The sequence below is a fragment of the Microbulbifer mixtoriginis (SeqCode) genome, assembly GCF_052467235.1.
In genome coordinates this window covers 2,912,501-2,935,186 of the sequence record NZ_CP174305.1, presented here as the reverse complement: position 1 = coordinate 2,935,186, position 22,686 = coordinate 2,912,501, and the positions used below count along the sequence as shown (strand labels likewise).

The following is a 22,686-nucleotide window of genomic DNA, read 5'->3' as shown; positions in this document are numbered from 1 at the left end:
GCTTAAACTCACCTATATTCATTGAGTTGAAAAAGCCTTGCTTTTCAAATTGTGCACAATAAAATTGTGTGCAATGTAAAAAGCGGAGCACACCATGACAGACCTGTACTCAATCCCCGTAAAGACCGCCAGCGGCGAAACCACTTCCCTTGAGGACTACAAGGGCAAACTGATCCTTGTGGTAAACACTGCCAGCAAGTGTGGATTCACCAAGCAGTACAAAGGACTCGAAGCCCTCTACGATCAATATAAAGACCGCGGCCTAACCGTGCTTGGCTTCCCCTGTAACCAGTTCGGCAAACAGGAACCCGGCAGTGACGATGAAATCCAAGAGTTCTGTGAACTGAATTTTGGCGTCAGCTTTCCCGTTTACGCCAAACTCGATGTCAATGGCCCCACGGCTCACCCACTGTTTGTGGAGCTGAAGAAAAGAGCACCGGGCCTCCTTGGCACCGAAGGCATCAAGTGGAACTTCACCAAATTTCTGATCAGTAAGGATGGCAAGGAAATTAAACGCTACGCCCCAAAAGACACCCCTGAGTCCCTGCAGGAAGAAATCGAACGGATGTTGTAACTGTGATTTGCGACGAAGATTCCGAGCTGGCTCTCAACCGCCAGCTCTGTTTTGCCCTCTACGCTGCCTCCAGGGCTATGACGAAAGCCTATCAGCCCATGCTGCAAGACCTGGGCATCACCTACCCCCAGTACCTTGTGTTGATGGTGCTCTGGGAGTGGGCACGTGAAGATGAAAACTACGAAGTCGAAAAAGACGGAAAGGATAATGAGAGAAGCCTCGGCGCTCTCGGGCAGCGCTTGATGCTCGATTCCGGCACCCTCACCCCCCTCTTGAAGCGCATGCAAGAACATGGACTGGTAGAGAGAAAACGCGCTCCATGGGATGAACGGGTCACCCTAGTGGCGGCCACCAGTGCTGGTCTGGCATTAAAGCCACGGGCCAAGCAGTGGGTGCAGCAAAACATCCAAAACTCAGCCATTACTCGTACTGAGGTGGAACAGCTTCACAGTGACCTCTGGCAATTTCTAAACAAGCTGGAAGGCAGCAATCCCATAGGGACTGCAAAGTAGAAACAATATTTTCCTCATCGCCCCCGGGATCCTTCATCCTTGGGGCAAACACCCCAAGAGAGAAAACAAGCCAACAAATAGCATAATTATTAGGACGTGATTACCCATAAAAAACGATTTTAATGAATATTTAGGATGAGCATTGACCTCAAACTTAAAAAACCTCCATAATATGCGAAATCCAGTCCGCTGCCGGTATCGCCACACATGAAGACTGACAACTGTACTTTTCAGCCTCGCCATTTCGCCCTAGCTTCCTCGCTACGACTGCCCTTGCGCGGCATATAATTTTTCTCCCCCCCACCCTCAACAGAATTCCCAACTTTATTTGGACGTTGCGTAGACAGCGGCGAAGCCCCTTGTTTAGCCTCGAAACAAATAAGGAGAAAAAACAGAAATGAGCACCAAAAAAGATAAGTTAGTCATTTTTGATACCACTCTGCGCGATGGAGAGCAGAGTCCCGGCGCCTCTATGACCAAAGAGGAGAAGGTGCGCATAGCCCGTATGCTGGAACGCATGCGTGTAGATGTGATTGAAGCTGGCTTCGCCATTGCCAGCCCCGGAGATTTTGAAGCTGTTCAGGCGGTTGCCGAAGCCGTGACCGAGTCTCGTATCTGCAGCCTCGCTCGCGCCGTCAACGCCGATATAGTGCGCGCCGGAGAGGCCCTGAAAAAAGCCAACGCCTCGCGTATTCACACATTTATCGCCACCTCCCCAATTCATATGCAGTACAAGCTGCAGATGGATCCGGAGGATGTGCTGCAGCAAGCGGTGAAAGCCGTAAAGACCGCGCGCCAGTTTACCGACGATGTTGAATTCTCTCTGGAGGATGGCAGTCGCTCTGAACCGGAGTTTATGTATCGCATTATCGAGGCGGTGATCGCCGCCGGTGCCGGCACTATCAATATCCCCGATACTGTCGGTTATGGTGAACCGGGCGAGTACGGTGCCATGTTCCGCCGGGTTATCGAGAGTGTCCCCAACTCCGACAAAGCCATCTTTTCTACCCACTGTCACAACGACCTGGGTCTGGCAGTGGCCAACTCCCTGTCGGCCGTTATGAACGGCGTACGCCAGGTAGAGTGCACCATCAACGGCTTGGGTGAGCGCGCCGGCAACGCCTCTCTGGAAGAAATCGTGATGGCGGTACAGACCCGCCAGGATCTCTACCCGGTACACACCGGCATCGACACCAGCCATATTGTGCCCACCTCACGCATGGTCTCGTCGGTAACCGGCTTCCCAGTACAACCCAACAAGGCCATTGTCGGTGCCAACGCCTTCGCCCATGAGTCCGGCATCCATCAGGACGGGGTACTCAAACACCGCGAAACCTACGAAATCATGCGTGCCGAAGATGTGGGCTGGGGGCAAAACCGCCTGGTGCTCGGTAAACATTCCGGCAGAGCCGCGGTACGTGCCCGCTATGAGGAGCTGGGCATCGCCTTTAGCGATGGCGAAGAGTTCCAACTGGTATTCCAGCGCTTTAAGGAACTGGCCGATAAGAAGCACGAAATTTTCGACGAGGACCTGCACTCTCTGGTGGCCCTGCGCGAGGAACCCGCCGAGCGCTTCAAGCTGCTCGACCTGGACGTACGCACTAAAATCGGCAGTGCGCCACAAGCCTTTATCGAACTATCCATCGATGGTGTGCCCCACCAGACTGAGGCTCAAGGCGGCGGACCGGTAGATGCCACTTTCAAAGCTATCGAGCATATCGTAGATAGTGGTGCAGATTTAAAACTGTATTCCGTCAACGCCGTCACTCAGGGAACAGATTCCCAGGGCTCTGTCACCGTGCGATTGGAGAGAGATGGCCGTCTTGTCAATGGTGTTGGCGCCGATACCGATATTTTGATTGCCTCGGCACAAGCCTACCTGGATGCGTTAAACTTGCTCGCCATCAGTGAGAGTAAGAAACAGGGCGTGTAAGTGAACGAGCTGCAGCGAGCGGAATATCTATCGGTACTGGGTATAGCCAGCTATGTGCCGCGCTTTGTATTACCGCTCGCTCCCGAGCCCCGCCAGGCCAAGCTGCCGCCGGCGGAGCCGGATGCCGCTACTGACCAACCGCTGCCGTTACCTTTCAACCCCCTGCCGCAGTCTGCGGCACAGATTGTTGACGCACCGGCAACCAAAGAGCGTGATACTGTCGCGGCGGAGATCAACGCACTAACTAGCGCGACAAAAGCACAGGCTCCGGCAAAACCTACTATTGCCATACCGGTGGCGGCGCCGAGCCAGCCAGTGAAACCCTTTGTACTCAACTGCTGGCGTCTCGGCGAAACCCTGCTGGCAGTAGACAGCCACGAGCCCGGTGCCGCACTGCCACTGGAGGCTCTTTTCGGCAATATCGTTCGAGCGCTTAACTGGCACGAGCTACCGCGCCAGCAAGAGCGTCTGCATTGGCCAATGGCAGAAAACCGCTTCGGCCCGGCGGCAGACGCCTCGGAGGCCCGCGATACCTTTTCCAGTTGGCTGGAGGCCTCCTGCTCGCGCTATCCAGTGCGGTCGATCTGGTTGATGGGGCAAGAGGCACAGGAATTCTGTACACCTCAGCCTCTGGAAAGCGATATCAACCACTGGGATGGTATACGCATCCTTCCCATGCCCAGTCTGTCGCAACTGCTACAACAGCCCCAACGCAAGCGCGAACTCTGGCAGCTGCTGCGCAAAGCCTATCCCGCAGAGACCCGCGCTCAATGATGTTGTCCAACACCAAATTGGATTTACGCCTCGCTGAGGAGACTGACTGTGCCGCTCTGGCCAATCTGGCGCTCAGTGCCCACAGCCACCCCTGGAGTGAGACACAATATCTGCAGAGCCTAAAAGCCGGGCACCAGTGCTGGCTACTCAACAGCGGCAGTGAGACTGTCGCCTGCTGTGTAATCAGCCAGCTGTTTGACGAAGCGGAAATTCTCGATGTGGCCGTGGTACCCCAGTGGCGCCGGCATGGCTTGGCGGAAACGCTGTTGCGCCGCCTTATCGACGAGCGACACAAAGATATCCGGCGGCTATTGCTGGAGGTGCGGGCCTCCAATCTCGCCGCGCAGTCACTCTATCGCAAACTGGGTTTTTCTGAGGATGGCTTGCGCAAGAATTACTATCCCGCGGAAAACGGCAAACGCGAGAATGCTGTACTCATGAGCCTCGCCCTGGCAGAGCCGCAACCGTAGCTTAAAACAGTCAGCGGGCGTTTTTGGCCCAAATTTCTCGCCGTGCCATCCCACGCAGTTTTCCGCAGGGGATGCTGCCGAACCATATCTTCATTGCCTGAGCAGTATCAGAAAATCTGCCCAAACAACCGATTTGTTGGAAAGAGTTATCGAATGTCGCTATCTAAAAGCAGTCCCTCACTCCTAGAAGGCTCGGTTTCCGGCCACCTGCAGAGACTGGCTCTGCCCATGGTGTGGGGTATCCTCGCGGTAATGTCCTTCAATATCGTGGATACCTATTTTGTCTCACAGCTGGGCAGTGCCCCTCTAGCGGCTATGAGCTTCACCTTCCCGGTTGTGATGGTCATCAACAGTTTCTCCATTGGTCTCGGCGCCGGCACCTCCTCCGCGGTAGCCCGTGCCTACGGTGCTGGAGATGTAGGGAATGTGCGCAGATTAGTAACAGACGCCTCGGTATTGGCGCTCCTCATTTCTCTGCTGATTACTGTCGCCGGCCTGTTGAGCATTCGCCCCCTGTTTTCCCTGCTCGGTGCCAGCGAAGAGCTGATGCCACTGATTGAGGACTACATGGTGCCCTGGTACATCGGCACCATCTTCGTGATAGTCCCCACCATTGCCCTTTCGGCTCTGCGCGCAATCGGCAACAGCGCGCTGACCGGTCGAATCATGGTGGGGGTGGCCCTGTTCAATGTGATCCTCGATCCTATTCTAATTTTTGGCCTGCTAGGGTTTCCCCGGCTGGAATTACAGGGCGCAGCGATCGCCACTGTCATCGTGCGCGCCATCAGTTTCTTCTTCGCCTTCTATTACTTGATCCGCCGGGAAAATCTTGTGGCCGCGCCCCAATGGCACTTCGGTACCCTAGTCGAATCCTGGCGCAAAGTCCTCGCCGTGGGGCTGCCGGCGGTACTCACCAATGTCATTATCCCCATGGCCGGCGGTGTTGTAGTAGCACTGGTGGCCGTACACGGCGACGAGGCCGTGGCCGGACTCGGCGTGGCCCTGCGTATCGAGCCGGTCGCCCTGATTATTTTTTATGCACTTTCTGCAGTCGTCGGCCCCTTTATGGGACAAAACGCCGGGGCCGGCAACACCGACCGGCTGCGGGAAACCGTCAGTGTACTGGCGCGCTTCTGCCTGATACTGGGGACGGGGTTGGCGGTGTTGCTTTATTTGATCGGCGAGCCAGTAGTGCGCTTGTTCAGCGACTCCCCAGAAGTTATCGCCGTGGCTGTCGCCTACCTGAGCCTGGTGCCGTTCAGCTATGCCGGTTACGGTTTTGTAATGTCGGCCAATGCCGCCTTCAACGGCCTGGGTCGGCCATTGCCTGCAACCATGATCTCGTTCCTGCGGGTACTCGGTATCTATCTCCCCCTAGCGTGGGTCGGCAACTATTTCTGGGGCATGACCGGATTGTTTGCCGCTACCGCCGCATCCAACCTGTTGCTCGGCGCCCTATCCTGGTGGTGGCTGCGCCACGATACCAGCAAGCGCAGTGCGGAAGTCGACACAACAGAACCCCTATCGGCCAGTTAATTTCAGTTCAGGAAAACACAAGCGACAGCCTCATTGCGCAACTCTCCCGTCCATGAGGCTGCCTCTTGTTCAACTTTACAGCGCTGTATTTCACTCTGCCGCCTTCATAATGAATTATCCGCCACATTAGTGAGCTTGCATATTACTTCCCACTTTGCACGTTAGTTTCAGCCGTAGCCGAACCCAGAGTCTGGTCACGCCTACTTACTCCGCAGCAAGGACGGTGATTTATGTAAGAAAAGGAAAGTGCACCGCTTCGCTGGCAACTGTGGCGCAACACAGTCCTGTCAGCTCTGCTCTCGACCCTGGTTTCAACAAGCCTAATGGGCTGCGATCAGGACGACCCCGATACCCCTCCAAAAGATGATCCCGGAGATAACGGCGGCGGTGACAACGGGAACCACGAGCCCTGGATTCTGAACACCACTGGCGTCCGCGCACCCTATATCTACGAAAGCGATAGCAACGAACAGGTATTGGTGAACATCCAGAGTGTGGAGTCAGTCATGGTGGACGGCAAAGATTACGCTCTGATAACGGCGACAGGCATCCCCGATTACGAAACCGAAATCACTGACAACCTATACGATTGGCTGATCAATCGCCCCAAGGCCGCCACTGATTTCGTCAGCGGTAGCCCCATTGTGCAGGTTGGCGATGTCGTCAGCTTTGGCCAGGATATCGGCTACCGCAGTAACACGCAGAGTTGTGCTACGAATGCGGGATACGGCTACTGGCCTCCCGGTCCCGTATGCCCTGAGAACGTCTCTCATCAAGGCTACTTCCCACTGGCACCAGAAATGTCCGATGAAAGCTGTGAAAGCGGGCTTGGAGCACAGGGCTACTGGGTCAACGGCACTTCCATCTATCAGTGGAGCGATGGCCAGGTAGTGGATGGCACTTGGCACACCTTGGCACCGGTGGCAGAAAAGTACGATGTAGATATCTGCGGAGGCCATGCGGCTAGGGGGGATTACCATCACCATTTTTACAGCGGCTGCCTGGCGGATCTGGTTGGGGACTCAGGCGGTACTCACTCCCCGATTTACGGCTTTACCGCCGATGGCTATCCCATCTACGGCCCCTGGGAAGCCGATGGAGAGCTGGCCATAAGCAGCTGGGCCATTCGCAATTACGACGACCCCAGCGCACCGAGTGGTTGCGGCATAGCCGGGGAGCGCAGCTGCTTGTTGATCGATGAGTACGATTTCACTAAAGGCACTGAAGTACTAAACAATAGAGGTCCCAGCACCAGTGATGTTTTCACTTCTCTATCGGGCAATACGTTTATTACCAGGTCTGGTTTTTTCTATGAGGATTATTATTGGGACAGCGTCCTTACTGCGCTCGGCGGTGCCCATCTGGATCAATACAACGGTCACAGCGATAGTGAACGCGGTTACCACTATCACCTCACCGTGACCCAGGCCGAAGACGGGCAGCTTATTCCGGCCTTTCCCTATACCTTCGGGCCGCGCTTCTACGGTAAGCTGGATAGCCAGACGATCGTCAGTGTCTGTTCCGATGAGGTCGGGGGCGGTACTCCGCCGGGACCCCCACCAAGGTAAGCCGAAACACCTTAAGGTTTTGCATTTATTTTTAAGCGCTGCTGCAATTAAACCGCGCTGCGGGATTCCCCCACAGCGTGGTGGCAATCTCACCCGCACAACTGTCACTACGCTTGAAGACTATTCCCCAAGGCAAACTTTGCAAAATTTAACAGTGCCGATCTCTGCCAGAGAGCGGCATCATATTTTTTTCATCGCGTTAAAAAATCGGCAGAGGGGGAATGAATGGCTTCCCCATACCCATTGGGGAGAAAGGTTTTTGCAGACATAGACGCTTTCACGCAATGGTCTGTTTTAGCGCAGTAGTGAAAGGCATTTCTCATCGGGAAAACCAGCTGCGCAAGTCTGCATATTGTCCATATTTTGTCCTCTTTTCTTCAGTACTTTCAGGTGGCTTCTCCTTTGATGTCAGGGTTACCCATGAAAAGAATAGAAATGCTCCTCCCGGACCAGCGCTCGCTTTTATCCTGCGCCATCGCCCTTACACTGATCACCGGTGCCTTACAGGGATGCGGTGGCGGAGGGGGTTCTTCCTCTGATACAGAAATCAGCAGCGAGGGCAGTGACTCCTCAACCGGCAGCGACAGCGGTGATGACAGCAGTGGGGACGAAGACACTGGAGGAGCCGACAGCAGTACGGAAGACACCGGGGTCTGGGTCGTCAATACCACCGGAGAGCGCGCGCCCTATATCTACGAGAACAACAGTAATGAGCAAGTTCTGGTCAATGTGCAGAGTGTTGAATCCATTACTGTAAGCGGCAAGGAATACACCCGGGTATCCGCGAGCGGAATTCCCGACTACGAAATTCTGATCACCGAAAATATCCTCAGTGCCCTGCTCACCCGCCCCAAGGTTAACAGTGATTTCCTAAACGGCAGCCCCAATGTGCAAGTGGGTGACTTCATCAGTTTTGGTCAGAATATCGGTTATCGCAGCAACGCCTCCTGTGGTGCCGAAGCAGGCTATGGCTTTTGGCCCCCCGGCCCCGTCTGCCCGGAGAATGTCTCGCATCAGGGCTACATCCCCAAATCCCCGGAAGCTGCAACAGAAGACTGTGAAACTAGCCTTGGCGTGCAGGGCTACTGGGTAAATGGCACCTCTATCTATCAGTGGAGCGACGGCCAGTCTGTCAACAACACCTGGCACACCCTAGCCCCTCTGGCCGAAGTCTATGATGTGGATGTCTGTGGTGGTCATGCCGCCAACGGTGATTACCATCATCATTTCTACAGCGACTGCCTGGCAAATCTGGTGGGGGATGTAGGTGATGCCCACTCACCAATTTATGGTTATACCGCCGATGGCTACCCGATTTACGGGCCCTGGGAAGGCGACGAACAATTGGCAATAAGCAGCTGGGCAATACGCGACTACGACGATCCCAGCTCAGAAACCGGTTGTGGCGTCGCCGGCGAGCGCTCATGCCTATTGGTTGACGAATACGACACTAGCAAGGGCGTTGCAAATACCAACAATACCGGCCCATCCACCAACGGCAGTTATACCTCCCTATCCGGTAACGAATTCGATACTACGGCCGGCTTTTTTTACGAGGACTATTACTGGGATCCTGAACTGTTAGCCCAGGGTGGTGCATACCTGGACCAGTACAACGGCCATACAGATGAAGAACGCGGCTACCATTATCACTTGACTGTCACACTTAGCGATGACGCCCAATTGGTGCCCGCATTCCCCTTCACTTTTGGACCACGCTTTTACGGAAAACTGGATGAGCAAACCATTGTAAACCGGTGTTCTTCAACCATTGGGCGCTGATATCGAGCATCATTAAAGGCGAACTTTCTATGAAAATAATCGGGTATTTTCTTATTGGCTCCCTCTTCGGTCTGATGGTATCGGGCAGCCCCGCACTGACCGCCCAAGCCAACCCCCACGCCGGCCACAACGGCGATCAACATCCGGTCATAGAGATACCCGTGCATATAGCCGTACCGAGAATTGAACTGGACATCAGCAGAGATAGCCTGTCCGGTTTCAATTTACATATCGGCTACGACCGCTTCGAACTGGAATCCCCCCGCTACGCCAGCAATAAGCCACAGCGTTTCCTCGAAGGGCACGCACACCTCTACATCAATGGGGAAAAAATACAGCGCCTCTACGCCGCCGACGTGCATCTGCCAAAAAAACTGCTGAAGCCTGGCTTCAACCAAATCACAGTGACTCTCAATGCGCACGACCACAGTACCTGGAGTCGCGGGGGCAAGCGGGTTTTGGCAACTCTATTTATTCAGCGCGACAGAGATAACTTTGTCCTGCACCATTTTTCCACATCGCCTTTATCTCAGGGTGAAAGGAGAGAAGAAAGTAAGAGGCCACGAGATTTAGCGCACATTAGCCAGTAAGCCGCTGGAGGTTTTCCCGCTGTATTTATTCAGCGCAATTTTTCGCAAAGTACCTGAACTGCTTTGTATTCTTGGTCATAAACAGTAAGTAATTGGCCACTGAGATTGCCTCCCCTTTTGCTGTAAGTGTACGCTTGGAGAATCATCCGAACGGGCAAAGCCCAAAATGGTGGAACGGGAGAGTCCGCATACCCACTGTCCGTAGGAAGGACTGCTAGAAAGATGTCGTTAAATATTCGCAACAAACTCAGCCTGGCTTTTTTACTCACCACGGCGATTACTGTCGGTGGTATGTTTATTTTTTTCCAGTGGAGTTTCAGCCACGGTTTTCAGGCTTATATGCGTGCACAAGAGTTGCGCGATGTGGAAGGACTGGTCCAGGCACTGGAACGCTTTTACCGTCGTAAGGGCAGCTGGAAATCTCTAGAAGCGAATGGCTCCGAGTGGATTGACCTGCACAGACAAACAATCTTTCGTCGCTTCGACCGCTTACCGCCACCCCCACCACCTGATGGCAGGCCACCGCGAGGCATGTTCGGGCCAGGCCATCGCCCGCCTATGGGTAACCGCTTGGGGCCACGCCTAAGCCTTTTTGACAGTGAAAAGCGACTCGTAATTGGTCGACCAGCACCGGAAAAAGAATTGCTCTATCAGCCAATTAAAGTAGCAGATAAAACTGTTGGCTACCTCACTATCAATCCACCGCCCGAGCTCTCCAATAATTATGAACAGGGTTTTATCCAGGAGTTATCCCGCACTTTTGCGCTGATCTCCATCGCCACTTTTCTCGTTGCCCTAGCCATTGCCCTACCCCTGGCCTGGCAGCTGGTACGCCCTATCCAACGCCTGGCCGAAGCCACCCACCGCCTCACTTCGGGAGATTATAAAACCCGAATTGATATCGAGCGGCGCGACGAACTTGGCCAGCTGAGTGCAGACTTCAACCGCTTGGCGGCAACCCTAGAGGCCAACGAGCACGCACGCAATCGCTGGATGGCCGATATCTCCCATGAGCTGCGCACTCCACTGGCAGTACTCAAAGGGCAAATTGAAGCCCTGCAGGATGGTGTACGCACCGCCACACCGGAAAATCTCAATATTTTGCACGATAAAATTCGCCAGCTCAGCCGCTTGATAAACGACCTCTATGAGCTTTCGCTATCCGATGCCGGGGCCTTGAACTATTGCAAATCCGACCTCTCATTGGGCCCATTGCTGATCAAGGTAGTTGAGGATTTTCACAGTGCCTTTGCCGAGAAAAATATCGATTTGCAATTGCAGTGTGAGTTGGCCGAAAACAAACTAATTTACGCTGATGAGGCACGTCTACAACAATTGTTTGGCAACCTCCTCACCAATAGCTTGCGTTATACCGATAGCGGTGGCCAACTTAAAATACATGCCCGCGCGGAAGCGCAAACGGCTATTATCACCTTTGCTGATTCCTCTCCGGGAGTCACCAGTGCAGATATGCCTCATCTTTTCGATCGTCTCTATCGCACCGAAGTCTCGCGCAGCCGAGAAACCGGGGGGGCGGGCCTGGGGCTGTCGATTTGCCAGAATATTGTCCAAGCCCACGAGGGCAGTATTTCCGCTGGCCCGTCTCGCCTGGGCGGCCTGGAAATTAGTATTTATCTCCCTCTCAGCGAGAGGATCAAATGGTAGGAATAATGGGCGCAAGGATTTTAATTGTCGAAGATGAAATAGAACTGGCCAACTTGCTGCTGGATTACCTTGAAGCAGCTGGCTATCAGGCCGATATACTCACCAATGGCAATGAGGTCATCCCCCATGTCGAGGCCCAACCCCCAGACCTGATTTTGCTCGATCTGATGTTACCGGGGAAAGGCGGATTGGAGATCTGCACGGCAATCCGCCGCTACAGCAGCGTACCGATTATTATGCTGACCGCCAGAATTGAAGAAGCTGACCGCTTGCGCGGCTTGGAAATTGGAGCGGACGACTATGTGTGTAAACCCTATAGCCCCAGGGAAATCGTGGCGCGGGCCAAAGCCGTTCTGCGTCGTACGCACAGCTCCGAGCAACAAAAACTCGGGGAGATCCAGCTGCAGCGCAACACCGGTCAACTGTTGATCGGGGGCCAAGACGTGGGCTTAACGGCCCTGGAGTTCCATCTCTTCGAGCTTCTCTACAGTGAGCCGGGCCGTATTTTTTCCCGAGAACAAATCATGGATCGTATTTATTCCGACTACCGGGTAATCAGCGATCGAACTATCGATAGCCACATAAAAAAATTGCGCAAGAAAATTGCGGCCTTGCTACCGGATAAAGAATTAATCCATTCAGTTTACGGTGCGGGATACAAATTTGAGGTGCAGTAATTATTACGGTGTAAACGCATAGTACTCTGTATTTTGATAGAGCCGCAGAAGAGATGCTGGGAGCTGAGCTCCCAGCGATCAAATTACAAAGCCTCGGTGGCTTTCTGTAACCAGGAAGCCGTTTTTTCATTCACCAGAGGCGTAATGATCTTCCGCACACGCTGGTGGTAACAGTTCAACCATTGCAGCTCTTGCGCGGTGAGAAGTGTAGTATCAATCAGACTCCGATCGATCGGCGCCAGCGTTAATTCCTCAAACTGCAAAAAACCTTGGTAATCCACACTCTCTTTTACAAACACCAGATTTTCAATACGAATACCGTATTGACCGGTGAGATAAAAACCCGGTTCATTGGAGAGAATCATACCGGGCTGTAACGGGGTATTGGTAACCGCTTTGCCGATACGCTGTGGCCCTTCGTGCACACTTAGAAAACTACCAACACCATGACCTGTTCCGTGGGCGTAATCCAAGCCGGCATCCCATAGAGATCTACGTGCAATCGCATCGATCTGCTCTCCACAGGTGCCCTGCGGAAAGCGTAGGGTAGCGATGGCAATATGTCCTTTGAGCACACGGGTAAAGTGCTCTCGTGCAAGTGCAGGAATTTCTCCCAGGGCCACTGTACGAGTTACATCCGTAGTGCCATCGGGATATTGAGCGCCCGAGTCGCACAGGAAAATGCCCTCAGGGGCCATCGGCAAGCTCGACTCCTCGCTCACCCGGTAGTGCACTATGGCACCATTGGGGCCATAGCCCGAAATAGTTTCAAAGCTATTACCCCGAAAGCCTTCGCGCTGCTGGCGCTTGCTGTAAAGCAGCTTCACCGCAGCCAGTTCATCCAAACCTTCTGCCACTGCAGTGGGCAGTTCGGCTAGGAATTCACACAGCGCTGCACCATCGCGCTCATGCGCTGCCCTGGAGCCCGCCAGCTCTACGGAATTTTTACACGCCTTGGCCTGGGTCACAGGGTCACGCTCCAATAGCAATTGCAAATCCAGAGCGCGTAGCTGCTGCAGAGTCCAACAGTTACTAATTGTGGGGTCTACCCAAATCCTGTTCACGTGGCGGCGGCGCAGACCTTCAAACAACTGGCCCTTCTCGGTCACCACCATCACTTCCCGATTAAGGTGCTCCAAAAGCCCCTCACCAACTGCCGGTTCGGCCAGATACAAAATTGCGCTGCCGTCTCTGAAGAGCACTCCACTGGATAGTGCTACAGGTAAATGGGGAATGTCGTCTCCACGAATATTGAACAGCCAGGCACAGCTCTCGGGATTTGCCAGCCACAGAGCATCTACACGCTTTTCGGCGAGAAGAGTGGCGATGCGCTGGCGCTTTTCACTGGAGTGCTCACCAGTAAACACATAGGGGTGGGGGCAGGCTTGGCCACAGGGAGATGCTGGCCGGTCGAGCCAAATCGTATCAATGGGATTCTGTTCCAAGGGCTTTAAGGCAATATCTCGTTCAGCCAAATACTCTTTCAACAGCGCCAACCCCGGCTCCGTATGCAGGCGAGGATCAAAGCCCAGAGACTGACCCGAGCGCAGCTGATCACCCACCCAACGGGCAATAACCCGGCTATTTAGATCCTCCAGGGCTATGGGCAGGTCTCCCAATTGCTGCTGGCCTTGCAGGGTATAGCGACCATCAACAAAAAGAGCAGCTTTATCCAGGCCAATCACCGCCATGCCCGCAGATCCTGTAAAGCCAGTAATCCAGGCCAAACGCTCATCTGCTGCGGGCACATATTCATTCTGATACTCATCGGCGCGGGGAACCAGGAAAGCCTCCACGCCCTGTCGCCGCAACTCCTCCCGCACTCGCTGTAATCGTTCCTGACTCATACTTCCCCCATGGTTTTCCAGCACCCGAGCCACTTCTGCAGCCCCATGCTTAGTCACTGTTCTTTGTGATGACCTTGACTCGACTGAAAAGTCGAATTTATTCAAAAAGATGTTCTGGAGTGCCAGCAGTGCTGGCAGCTCCGCCTATTGACACTGCCGAAATGGTTTTTATGCCCCAATTTCAGAGGCCAATTTCGCAGTATACCCCACCCTTGTATCAGCGCCGGCGTGTATAATGCAGACCTGTTTTTATTCCGAATATCGAGTGATCGAATCTTAAAATATGGGCCAGAGTTCTTCCCTGGCGGGCTACGCCGGCCGCCGCACCTTCGCTATTATTTCCCACCCGGACGCCGGTAAAACAACCGTGACCGAAAAGCTACTTTTATTCGGAAATGCCATTCAGCTGGCAGGTTCGGTTAAGGGGAAAAAAGGTCCTCACGCGCGCTCCGACTGGATGACCATGGAACAAGAAAGGGGTATCTCCGTCACCTCCTCGGTGATGCAGTTTCCCTACAAGGAGCGCACGGTTAACCTGCTGGACACCCCCGGGCACGAAGACTTCTCCGAAGACACCTACCGGGTACTCACTGCAGTCGACTCTGCGCTGATGGTGATTGACGGCGCCAAGGGTGTCGAAGACCGCACCATCAAATTGATGAATGTGTGCCGACTGCGCACTACGCCGATTCTCTCCTTTATCAACAAACTGGATCGGGATATTCGCGACCCCATCGAAGTGATGGATGAAATTGAAGAAGTCTTGAATATCCAAGCCGCCCCCATCAATTGGCCACTGAGCTCCGGTAAAAATTTTAAAGGGGTATACAACCTCTACACCGATACAATTCACGTATTTACTCAAGGCCAGGGTCACACAATTCCCGACGATATCCAGATCAAAGGGCTCGACTCCGCTGAGGCCGATGAGCTACTCGGCGAATATGCCGAGGACATCCGCGAGGAAATCGAACTGGTACGCGGCGCTACCCACGAATTCAATCTGGAAGCTTATTTAGCTGGCGAACTGACTCCGGTATTTTTCGGTACAGCGCTTGGTAATTTTGGCGTACGTGAAATGCTCGATGGATTTGTCGAATGGGCCCCGGGTCCCCAGCCTCGCGCCACCCAGGAGCGCCAGGTAGAGCCAAACGAAGAAAAGTTCTCTGGTTTTGTGTTTAAGATTCAGGCCAATATGGACCCCAAACACCGCGACCGTATTGCCTTTATGCGCGTCTGTTCCGGTACTTATAGCCGTGGCATGAAAATGAAACATGTACGCATCGGCAAAGATATAAAAATTGCCGACGCCGTAACATTTATGGCTGGCGACCGAACCCACGTGGAAGAGGCTATTGCCGGCGATATTATCGGCCTGCACAACCATGGCACTATCCAGATCGGAGATGCCTTTACTGAAGGTGAGTCTCTAAAGTTTACCGGCATTCCCAATTTCGCCCCGGAGTTATTCCGTCGTATTCGCCTGAAAGATCCTTTAAAACTAAAGCAACTGCAAAAGGGCTTGCAGCAGCTCTCCGAAGAGGGCTCTACCCAGGTATTTTTCCCACTGGATAACAACGACATTATTGTCGGCGCCGTCGGTGTCCTGCAGTTTGAAGTGGTCGCCTATCGCCTCAAGGACGAATATAAGGTGGAAGCCATTTATGAAAATGTAAATGTAAATACTGCTCGCTGGGTGGAAAGCGAGAGCATGAAAGAGTTGGAAAACTTTAAACGCAAAGCAAGTACCAACCTCGCCATAGATGGCAGTGGACACCTGACCTACCTAGCGCCTACCCGTGTGAATTTGCAGTTGGCAGAGGAGCGTTATCCGGATATTCGCTTCTACGCCACCCGCGAACATTAACTTGGGTAGACTTTTCCTGAAATCGCTTGTCAGTTCCAGGATGTTTGAGCAGTAGACAGAGAGATCAATAATGAGTCAGCAGAAAGAATTACCGGAAGAAATGCCCCGCCTAGGCAACGGCCTGACCGCTGCTATTGGTAGGCTGCTGATCCGGCTGATGGGATGGCGCCTGGAAGGTAGCTTCCCTCCGGAAAAAAAAGTGATGGTGGCCCTGGCCCCGCACACTTCCAACTGGGATTTTGTCGTGGCCATGCCTTTTATCATGGCCTATAGGGTAAAAATTTCCTGGCTCATGAAGAAGGAAGCTTTTTTCTTCCCCTTTAAAAACCTCTTTATGTGGCTCGGTGGTGTACCCACCAATCGTGGTTCTGCAGGAGGCATCGCCAAACAGGTAGCTAGGCAATACCGCAATAACGAAAAAATGTGGGTCGGCATCACTCCCGAGGGAACTCGCAAGAAAGTCACCAAGTGGAAAAGTGGCTTCCTGCGAATTGCTTATGCTGCCGAGGTACCAATTTTACTGGTTGCCTGGGACTTTTCTCGCAAGCGCTTCTGCCTGGACTCCCTCTACCATCCCACAGGAAACCTGGAAGAGGATATGACGGAAATCCAGCGTCGCTTCAGTAAATACCAAGGGTTCCACCACAATATGCAAACCGATCTCTTGGAGGGCAGTGATTCCTCCCGTGATAGAATTCAGTAGCGATTTAACCCTTAGCACATATTTGATACTCGCCGCGGTGGCTTTCACCGCTGGCTTTATCAACGCCATCTCCGGCGGCGGAGGCCTGCTAACCCTGCCCACGCTCTTATGGGCTGGCCTCCCCCCCCTAGAAGCCCTCGGCACGAATAAATTCCAGGCCGTTTTCGGTACTCTCTCATCCAGCTTCAACTACTTTCGAAAAGGGCACTTACAACTGAAACCCCTGTGGCCGGGCTTGATAGCGGCCGTTTTTGGTTCCGCCCTGGGTACCTGGGCAGTCACCAAAGTCGGGGGAGACATACTCGATACACTACTGCCGATATTAATTATCGTCATCGCCCTCTACTTCGCATTTTCGCCGCGAATTTCTGATATTGACTCTAAATCCAGAATAAGCCCTGGGCTATTTAACATTCTAATTGGTGGCGGGATTGGTTTTTATGGAGGTTTTTTTGGTCCTGGAATAGGGGCCTTCTATGCCCTGGCATTCGCCGCTCTACTGGGTTACAACATGCGTAAAGCCACGGCATCAAGCAAACCACTGGTATTGGCCACCAATATCACCTCACTGGTTATATTTATACTGGGCGGATACTTTTCACTGATAGTCGGTATCACTATGGCGGGCACCCAGATTATCGGTGCAAGATTAGGATCTAATCTGGTCATTTCCCATGGAGCCAAACTGATTAAGCCTGTAGTTATTCTCGTTACTATGACCATCGCGATAAAATTACTGCTGGAGCCCTAGAAAGTGACCCTGTTCCTCACTCTGCTGCTGTCCTTCTGTGCTTTTGTCATTGTGATCTGGACATTAATGCATCTGCGCACTCCGCGATTTCGTATGGACAGAGCCAGCTTTATTAAAGGCCTGGAGGATGCCATCACCGGTCAGGCTAGCGAGAGTGAATGGCGTGCCCTAGTGGCGATACCAATGCGCCATGATCCTGAGCTGGAAGCAATGCGACTCAAGTGTCTCGAAATAGAAGAGCACGAGTCCAGTGATCACTCGCCCTATTTATTTACCGAGAAGGGGCTGGAACAACTGCGGCATATTCGCAGTAGGCTACTTATCAACACACCTAACTAACAACCTAGATCTTGAGTCAACGAGCTTTAATCAAGGATAAACATATGTTTAAACCACTACTGACCCTCACTGGGGCCTTTATTGCAACCACAGCGATCAGCATCGCCCAGGCGAAGCCACTACCCCAGGAAGATCTGTCCGTGGCAGAAGTATTGCGTGATCGCGCCCTGGCTTCTTCCGATGCCTATAGCATCGTTGAATCCTTGACGGTAGAAGTGGGCCCCCGTCGCGCAGGTACGGAAGGTGATCGGCGTGCAGTGGCTTGGGCCCAGGAAAAAATGAAATCCCTGGGGTTCGATCGGGTTTATACAGAGCAAATTGAAGTACCCCGCTGGACACGTGGACATGCCCACGCCCAGGTGGTTTCGCCCTACCCCCAACCACTGGTGGTGTCTTCCCTGGGCTATAGCGTAGCAACCCCCAAAGGTGGCCTTACTGCGGAAATCGTCGAGTTTCCCGATGTTGAAGCCCTACTGCAAGCCTCCCCTAAACAGGTAAAAGGGAAAATAGCCTTCATCAACAAGCGTATGGAAAAAGCTCGTACGGGTGAAGGCTACGGCCCTGCAGTGCAAGGGCGCAGTAAAGGTATGCGTGCAGCCGCTGAGAAAGGTGCTGCCGCACTGCTCCTAAGGTCCGTGGGCACAGACTCTGACCGCTTTGCCCATACCGGCATGATGTCTATTAATGATGTCGAAAACCCAGTTCCCGCACTGGCACTGTCAGCCCCGGATGCCAACCTTTTAGAAGCCATGTTGAAACGTGGCAAGCCGGTAGAAGTTAAGCTCGATATAGATAACCAGCGTCACAGTGATGGCCCATCATTTAACGTTATTGGAGAAATTACTGGCCGCGAGAAACCTGAAGAAGTCATGATTATTGGCGCCCATTTGGATTCTTGGGATGAAGGCACCGGAGCGCTGGATGATGGCGCCGGAGTCGCCATAGTAATGGAGACCGCTCGCCTGATTGCCGAGCTCCCCAAGCGTCCTCGCCGTACCCTGCGCGTAGTTCTCTTCGGCGCCGAAGAAATTGGCCTGGTCGGTGCCAAGCAGTATTTAGATGCACATCGTCACGAGCTGGATAATATTATTGCCATCTCTGAGTCTGACTTTGGCGCAGGTAAGATCTGGAGATTTGATACTCGTTTGCCTGAGAGTAAATTCGATATTGCCGACCAAATAATGCAATTACTAGCACCTCTTGGCATCGAGCGCGGACATAACAAATCCTATGGCGGACCAGACAGTAGTGTGTTTGTCGCCGAAGGAGTCCCTGCCTTCGGTCTCTACCAGGATGGTACCGACTACTTCGACTATCACCATACCCCTAACGATACCCTCGATAAGGTGAAGCCAGAGAACCTGCGCCAGAACGTCGCAGCCTGGGTGGTGATGTCCTTCCTTGCTACCGAGATGGAAGATGACCTCGGCCGAATTCCCTCAAAAATAAAAGAATAAACTAAGCACCTAACAACCACGACAAGAGCCTCCCCTGAGGCGGCTCTTTATACCTCACCTGCCAACTACCCTATTCGTACCATTCTCCAAGTTACCCACAACAGCAAGGCATATTTCTGTTTCCTGCTGATGACCATTCCATTAACAGGCTGTTACTAACAGAATCCATGGATAGAGCTGTGTATAACTCAGGGATATCCACGCTCAGGCCCCTGTTTCCGCGGGGGCCTTTTCAACGGGTAAAAAAACACCAGCCATTTATCCACTTTCCACCGCTTGGCGTTATTAACAGAAAGTCTGGATAGACTTGTGCATAACTGCGGTATATCCGCGCCAGGCCCCGTGGTTGCACAGGTTCATTAAAACGTGCAAAAAATCACCGGTACTTTTATTGGTATTTCTGCGCCGTTTTTTTCAACGCAATAATTTTTCTAGGCTAAAGAGCACTTTTTAATTTCAGGTGTTTTTGTGGTGGTGCTTGGGGTGCAGATTAAATAAAGCGCGTTATTTTTTTGTATTTCCATTTTTTCCTTACAGAAAAAATCTAAGAAAGCGCTTTATTTATAGGAGGGAAGGCTCCTCAGAACTTTTTAGAGCCTGCGCTTGTTTAATTGGCTTTTACCGAGTTGGATTTTTCGGCGGGAGTGTTGCGAGTAAAAATTCGATTCGGCTTTTTATTTTTTCTGTATTTTGAATTTATTTTTTTATTCTCTGTTTTTATTTTTTGATGCATTCAATATTTTTTTTGCCCATAAAAAAAGGGCCACCCTATTGGGTGGCCCTTTCGGATTAGAAGCCTGACGATGACCTACTCTCACATGGGGAAGCCCCACACTACCATCGGCGATGTTGCGTTTCACTTCTGAGTTCGGCAAGGGATCAGGTGGTTCCACAACTCTATTGTCGTCAGGCAAACTGGCTTGGGTTGGCGTTGGTCTTATAAGCAATCTGCTTGGCCTGCCGTGTTATCGCTGTTTGCCTCGGTCTGTTGACCGGCGATAACCCCAAATAAGTCGGTAAAATAATCTGTAGTAATACACCGCAAGCGATCATTGTGTGTCTTTCATTCCACAATCCGCTAGCTTAGCTAGTCGTTAGTAACCATCTCTGTTGTATGGTCAAGCCGCACGGGCAATTAGTACTGGTTAGCTCAACGCCTCACAACGCTTCCACACCCAGCCTATCAACGTGGTAGTCTTCCACGGCCCTTTAGGACTCTCAAGGAGTCAGGGAAATCTAATCTTGAAGGAGGCTTCCCGCTTAGATGCTTTCAGCGGTTATCCCGTCCGAACATAGCTACCGGGCAATGCCACTGGCGTGACAACCCGAACACCAGAGGTTCGTTCACTCCGGTCCTCTCGTACTAGGAGCAACTCTTCTCAAATTTCCAACGCCCACGGCAGATAGGGACCGAACTGTCTCACGACGTTCTAAACCCAGCTCGCGTACCACTTTAAATGGCGAACAGCCATACCCTTGGGACCGGCTTCAGCCCCAGGATGTGATGAGCCGACATCGAGGTGCCAAACACCGCCGTCGATGTGAACTCTTGGGCGGTATCAGCCTGTTATCCCCGGAGTACCTTTTATCCGTTGAGCGATGGCCCTTCCATACAGAACCACCGGATCACTATGACCTACTTTCGTACCTGCTCGACATGTCTGTCTCGCAGTCAAGCGCACTTATACCATTATGCTCATTGCATGATTTCCGACCATGCTGAGTGCACCTTCGTACTCCTCCGTTACTCTTTGGGAGGAGACCGCCCCAGTCAAACTACCCACCATACACTGTCCTCGATCCGGATAACGGACCAGAGTTAGAACCTCAAACATACCAGGGTGGTATTTCAAGGACGGCTCCACAGTAACTAGCGTTACTGCTTCAAAGCCTCCCACCTATCCTACACAAGTAGGCTCAAAGTTCAGTGCAAAGCTGTAGTAAAGGTTCACGGGGTCTTTCCGTCTAGCCGCGGGTACACTGCATCTTAACAGCGATTTCAATTTCACTGAGTCTCTGGTGGAGACAGCGTGGCCATCGTTACGCCATTCGTGCAGGTCGGAACTTACCCGACAAGGAATTTCGCTACCTTAGGACCGTTATAGTTACGGCCGCCGTTTACCGGGGCTTCGATCAAGAGCTTCGCCGAAGCTAACCCCATCAATTAACCTTCCGGCACCGGGCAGGCGTCACACCCTATACGTCCTCTTACGAGTTTGCAGAGTGCTATGTTTTTAATAAACAGTCGCAGCCACCTGGTCACTTCGACCGGCCTCAGCTTAGGGAGCAAGTCCCATCACCAAAACCGGCGTACCTTCTCCCGAAGTTACGGTACCATTTTGCCTAGTTCCTTCACCAGAGTTCTCTCAAGCGCCTTGGTATTCTCTACCTGACCACCTGTGTCGGTTTAGAGTACGATTCACTATTGCCTGAAGCTTAGAAGTTTTTCCTGGAAGCAGGGCATCAACCACTTCACCCACTAAGTGGGCTTCGTCATCAGTTCTCAGCCTTAGGGACCCGGATTTGCCTAAGTCCCCAGCCTACAACCTTAAACATGGACAACCAATCGCCATGCTGGCCTAGCCTTCTCCGTCACTCCGTCGCAGCAATAGCGAGTACAGGAATATTAACCTGTTTCCCATCGACTACGGCTTTCGCCCTCGCCTTAGGGGTCGACTAACCCTGTCCCGATTAGCGTTGGACAGGAACCCTTGGTCTTCCGGCGGGGAGGTTTTTCACCTCCCTTGTCGTTACTCATGTCAGCATTCGCACTTGTGATACCTCCAGCAGACCTCCCGATCCACCTTCGACGGCTTACACAACGCTCCTCTACCATGCTCCTAAGAGCATCCGCAGCTTCGGTTACCAGTTTTAGCCCCGGTATATCTTCCGCGCAGGCCGACTCGACTAGTGAGCTATTACGCTTTCTTTAAAGGATGGCTGCTTCTAAGCCAACCTCCTAGCTGTCTGGGCCTTCCCACATCGTTTCCCACTTAACTGGTATTTGGGACCTTAGCTGGCGGTCTGGGTTGTTTCCCTTTCCACGACGGACGTTAGCACCCGCCGTGTGTCTCCCGCGATTGCACTCCTCGGTATTCGGAGTTTGCATGGGGTTGGTAAGTCGGGATGACCCCCTAGCCCAAACAGTGCTCTACCCCCGAGGGTGAGACGCGAGGCGCTACCTAAATAGCTTTCGAGGAGAACCAGCTATCTCCCGGCTTGATTAGCCTTTCACTCCGATCCACAGGTCATCCCCTAATTTTTCAACATTAGTGGGTTCGGTCCTCCAGTTGATGTTACTCAACCTTCAACCTGCCCATGGATAGATCGCCGGGTTTCGGGTCTATTGCCTGCAACTAAACGCCCTATTAAGACTCGATTTCTCTACGGCTCCCCTAAGCGGTTAACCTTGCTACAGACAATAAGTCGCTGACCCATTATACAAAAGGTACGCAGTCACCCCGAAGGGCTCCTACTGCTTGTACGTATACGGTTTCAGGTTCTATTTCACTCCCCTCTCCGGGGTTCTTTTCGCCTTTCCCTCACGGTACTGGTTCACTATCGGTCAGCTGGGAGTATTTAGCCTTGGAGGATGGTCCCCCCATATTCAGTCAAGATAACACGTGTCCCGACCTACTCGA

The 22,686-nt window shown here is 52.7% G+C and carries 17 protein-coding genes and 2 rRNA genes (1 of these 19 running past the window's edge); 16 read left to right on the top strand and 3 right to left on the bottom strand.

The window, feature by feature from the left end; all coding sequences use genetic code 11:
- The first annotated feature begins 94 nt into the window (after positions 1 to 94).
- The 11 genes from ACJJIO_RS12930 to ACJJIO_RS12880 all read left to right on the top strand — a co-directional run bounded on the left by ACJJIO_RS12930 (position 95) and on the right by ACJJIO_RS12880 (position 12,081).
- Entirely contained in the window at positions 95 to 574 is a 480-nt protein-coding gene (locus tag ACJJIO_RS12930) for a glutathione peroxidase (protein WP_444883748.1), read from the top strand.
- A gap of 2 nt (positions 575 to 576) precedes the next feature.
- Entirely contained in the window at positions 577 to 1,086 is a 510-nt protein-coding gene (locus ACJJIO_RS12925; protein ID WP_444888006.1) for a MarR family winged helix-turn-helix transcriptional regulator, read from the top strand.
- Positions 1,087 to 1,483: 397 nt separating this feature from the next.
- Positions 1,484 to 3,019 (top strand): 2-isopropylmalate synthase, encoded by a 1,536-nt coding sequence (locus ACJJIO_RS12920; protein ID WP_444908688.1) that lies wholly within the window; start codon positions 1,484 to 1,486, stop codon positions 3,017 to 3,019.
- Positions 3,020 to 3,793: a uracil-DNA glycosylase family protein gene (locus tag ACJJIO_RS12915; RefSeq protein ID WP_444908687.1), complete on the top strand. Its 774-nt coding sequence runs from the start codon at positions 3,020 to 3,022 to the stop codon at positions 3,791 to 3,793.
- Complete coding sequence (gene rimI / locus ACJJIO_RS12910; RefSeq protein ID WP_444888004.1) at positions 3,790 to 4,263, top strand: ribosomal protein S18-alanine N-acetyltransferase; 474 nt, start codon at positions 3,790 to 3,792, stop codon at positions 4,261 to 4,263. The genes ACJJIO_RS12915 and rimI overlap by 4 nt, the downstream gene beginning before the upstream one ends.
- 153 nt (positions 4,264 to 4,416) lie before the next feature.
- Positions 4,417 to 5,799 (top strand): MATE family efflux transporter, encoded by a 1,383-nt coding sequence (locus ACJJIO_RS12905; RefSeq protein ID WP_252084538.1) that lies wholly within the window; start codon positions 4,417 to 4,419, stop codon positions 5,797 to 5,799.
- Between the two features lie 323 nt (positions 5,800 to 6,122).
- Entirely contained in the window at positions 6,123 to 7,367 is a 1,245-nt protein-coding gene (locus ACJJIO_RS12900) for a YHYH protein (RefSeq protein ID WP_444908686.1), read from the top strand.
- 420 nt (positions 7,368 to 7,787) lie between these two features.
- A complete protein-coding gene (locus tag ACJJIO_RS12895; RefSeq protein ID WP_444903847.1) occupies positions 7,788 to 9,149 on the top strand; it encodes a YHYH protein in 1,362 nt (453 codons plus the stop codon).
- A gap of 29 nt (positions 9,150 to 9,178) precedes the next feature.
- The gene (locus ACJJIO_RS12890; protein WP_444903846.1) at positions 9,179 to 9,739 is read left to right on the top strand and encodes a hypothetical protein; all 561 of its coding nucleotides are present in this window, start codon (positions 9,179 to 9,181) and stop codon (positions 9,737 to 9,739) included.
- A 222-nt stretch (positions 9,740 to 9,961) separates the two neighbouring features.
- The gene (locus tag ACJJIO_RS12885; RefSeq protein ID WP_444903845.1) at positions 9,962 to 11,404 is read left to right on the top strand and encodes an ATP-binding protein; all 1,443 of its coding nucleotides are present in this window, start codon (positions 9,962 to 9,964) and stop codon (positions 11,402 to 11,404) included.
- A 5-nt stretch (positions 11,405 to 11,409) separates the two neighbouring features.
- The gene (locus ACJJIO_RS12880; protein WP_444905225.1) at positions 11,410 to 12,081 is read left to right on the top strand and encodes a response regulator; all 672 of its coding nucleotides are present in this window, start codon (positions 11,410 to 11,412) and stop codon (positions 12,079 to 12,081) included.
- A gap of 83 nt (positions 12,082 to 12,164) precedes the next feature.
- On the opposite strand, the gene ACJJIO_RS12875 is transcribed toward ACJJIO_RS12880, so the two are convergent.
- Positions 12,165 to 13,928, bottom strand: a complete 1,764-nt coding sequence (locus ACJJIO_RS12875; protein WP_444903844.1) for an aminopeptidase P family protein — start codon at positions 13,926 to 13,928, stop codon at positions 12,165 to 12,167.
- A gap of 283 nt (positions 13,929 to 14,211) precedes the next feature.
- Between ACJJIO_RS12875 and ACJJIO_RS12870 the strand changes: the two genes are divergently transcribed.
- The 5 genes from ACJJIO_RS12870 (at position 14,212) to ACJJIO_RS12850 (ending at position 19,045) form a co-directional block, all read left to right on the top strand.
- Complete coding sequence (locus tag ACJJIO_RS12870) at positions 14,212 to 15,795, top strand: peptide chain release factor 3 (protein WP_444908685.1); 1,584 nt, start codon at positions 14,212 to 14,214, stop codon at positions 15,793 to 15,795.
- A gap of 70 nt (positions 15,796 to 15,865) precedes the next feature.
- Positions 15,866 to 16,498, top strand: a complete 633-nt coding sequence (locus ACJJIO_RS12865) for a lysophospholipid acyltransferase family protein (RefSeq protein ID WP_444908684.1) — start codon at positions 15,866 to 15,868, stop codon at positions 16,496 to 16,498.
- Positions 16,470 to 17,249 (top strand): TSUP family transporter, encoded by a 780-nt coding sequence (locus ACJJIO_RS12860; RefSeq protein WP_444908683.1) that lies wholly within the window; start codon positions 16,470 to 16,472, stop codon positions 17,247 to 17,249. Before ACJJIO_RS12865 ends, ACJJIO_RS12860 begins: the two co-directional genes overlap by 29 nt.
- Positions 17,250 to 17,252: 3 nt before the next feature.
- Positions 17,253 to 17,588, top strand: coding sequence for a hypothetical protein (locus tag ACJJIO_RS12855; RefSeq protein WP_444908682.1), 336 nt, complete (start codon positions 17,253 to 17,255; stop codon positions 17,586 to 17,588).
- Positions 17,589 to 17,632: 44 nt separating this feature from the next.
- Positions 17,633 to 19,045: a M20/M25/M40 family metallo-hydrolase gene (locus tag ACJJIO_RS12850; RefSeq protein ID WP_444908681.1), complete on the top strand. Its 1,413-nt coding sequence runs from the start codon at positions 17,633 to 17,635 to the stop codon at positions 19,043 to 19,045.
- A gap of 795 nt (positions 19,046 to 19,840) precedes the next feature.
- Here the strand turns inward: ACJJIO_RS12850 and rrf are convergent.
- Positions 19,841 to 19,956 (bottom strand): 5S ribosomal RNA (rrf, locus tag ACJJIO_RS12845).
- Between the two features lie 203 nt (positions 19,957 to 20,159).
- Positions 20,160 to 22,686 (bottom strand): 23S ribosomal RNA (locus ACJJIO_RS12840) (it continues 355 nt past the right edge of the window).

What these genes read in the sequence shown, in the direction of transcription:
- ACJJIO_RS12930 (WP_444883748.1), top strand. Translation starts at nt 95, where the DNA reads ATGACAGACCTGTACTCAATCCCCGTAAAGACCGCCAGCGGCGAAACC.
- ACJJIO_RS12920 (WP_444908688.1), top strand. Translation starts at nt 1,484, where the DNA reads ATGAGCACCAAAAAAGATAAGTTAGTCATTTTTGATACCACTCTGCGC.
- rimI (WP_444888004.1), top strand. Translation starts at nt 3,790, where the DNA reads ATGATGTTGTCCAACACCAAATTGGATTTACGCCTCGCTGAGGAGACT.
- ACJJIO_RS12905 (WP_252084538.1), top strand. Translation starts at nt 4,417, where the DNA reads ATGTCGCTATCTAAAAGCAGTCCCTCACTCCTAGAAGGCTCGGTTTCC.
- ACJJIO_RS12900 (WP_444908686.1), top strand. Translation starts at nt 6,123, where the DNA reads ATGGGCTGCGATCAGGACGACCCCGATACCCCTCCAAAAGATGATCCC.
- ACJJIO_RS12895 (WP_444903847.1), top strand. Translation starts at nt 7,788, where the DNA reads ATGAAAAGAATAGAAATGCTCCTCCCGGACCAGCGCTCGCTTTTATCC.
- ACJJIO_RS12890 (WP_444903846.1), top strand. Translation starts at nt 9,179, where the DNA reads ATGAAAATAATCGGGTATTTTCTTATTGGCTCCCTCTTCGGTCTGATG.
- ACJJIO_RS12885 (WP_444903845.1), top strand. Translation starts at nt 9,962, where the DNA reads ATGTCGTTAAATATTCGCAACAAACTCAGCCTGGCTTTTTTACTCACC.
- ACJJIO_RS12880 (WP_444905225.1), top strand. Translation starts at nt 11,410, where the DNA reads ATGGGCGCAAGGATTTTAATTGTCGAAGATGAAATAGAACTGGCCAAC.
- ACJJIO_RS12875 (WP_444903844.1), bottom strand. Translation starts at nt 13,928, where the DNA reads ATGAGTCAGGAACGATTACAGCGAGTGCGGGAGGAGTTGCGGCGACAG.
- ACJJIO_RS12870 (WP_444908685.1), top strand. Translation starts at nt 14,212, where the DNA reads ATGGGCCAGAGTTCTTCCCTGGCGGGCTACGCCGGCCGCCGCACCTTC.
- ACJJIO_RS12865 (WP_444908684.1), top strand. Translation starts at nt 15,866, where the DNA reads ATGAGTCAGCAGAAAGAATTACCGGAAGAAATGCCCCGCCTAGGCAAC.
- ACJJIO_RS12850 (WP_444908681.1), top strand. Translation starts at nt 17,633, where the DNA reads ATGTTTAAACCACTACTGACCCTCACTGGGGCCTTTATTGCAACCACA.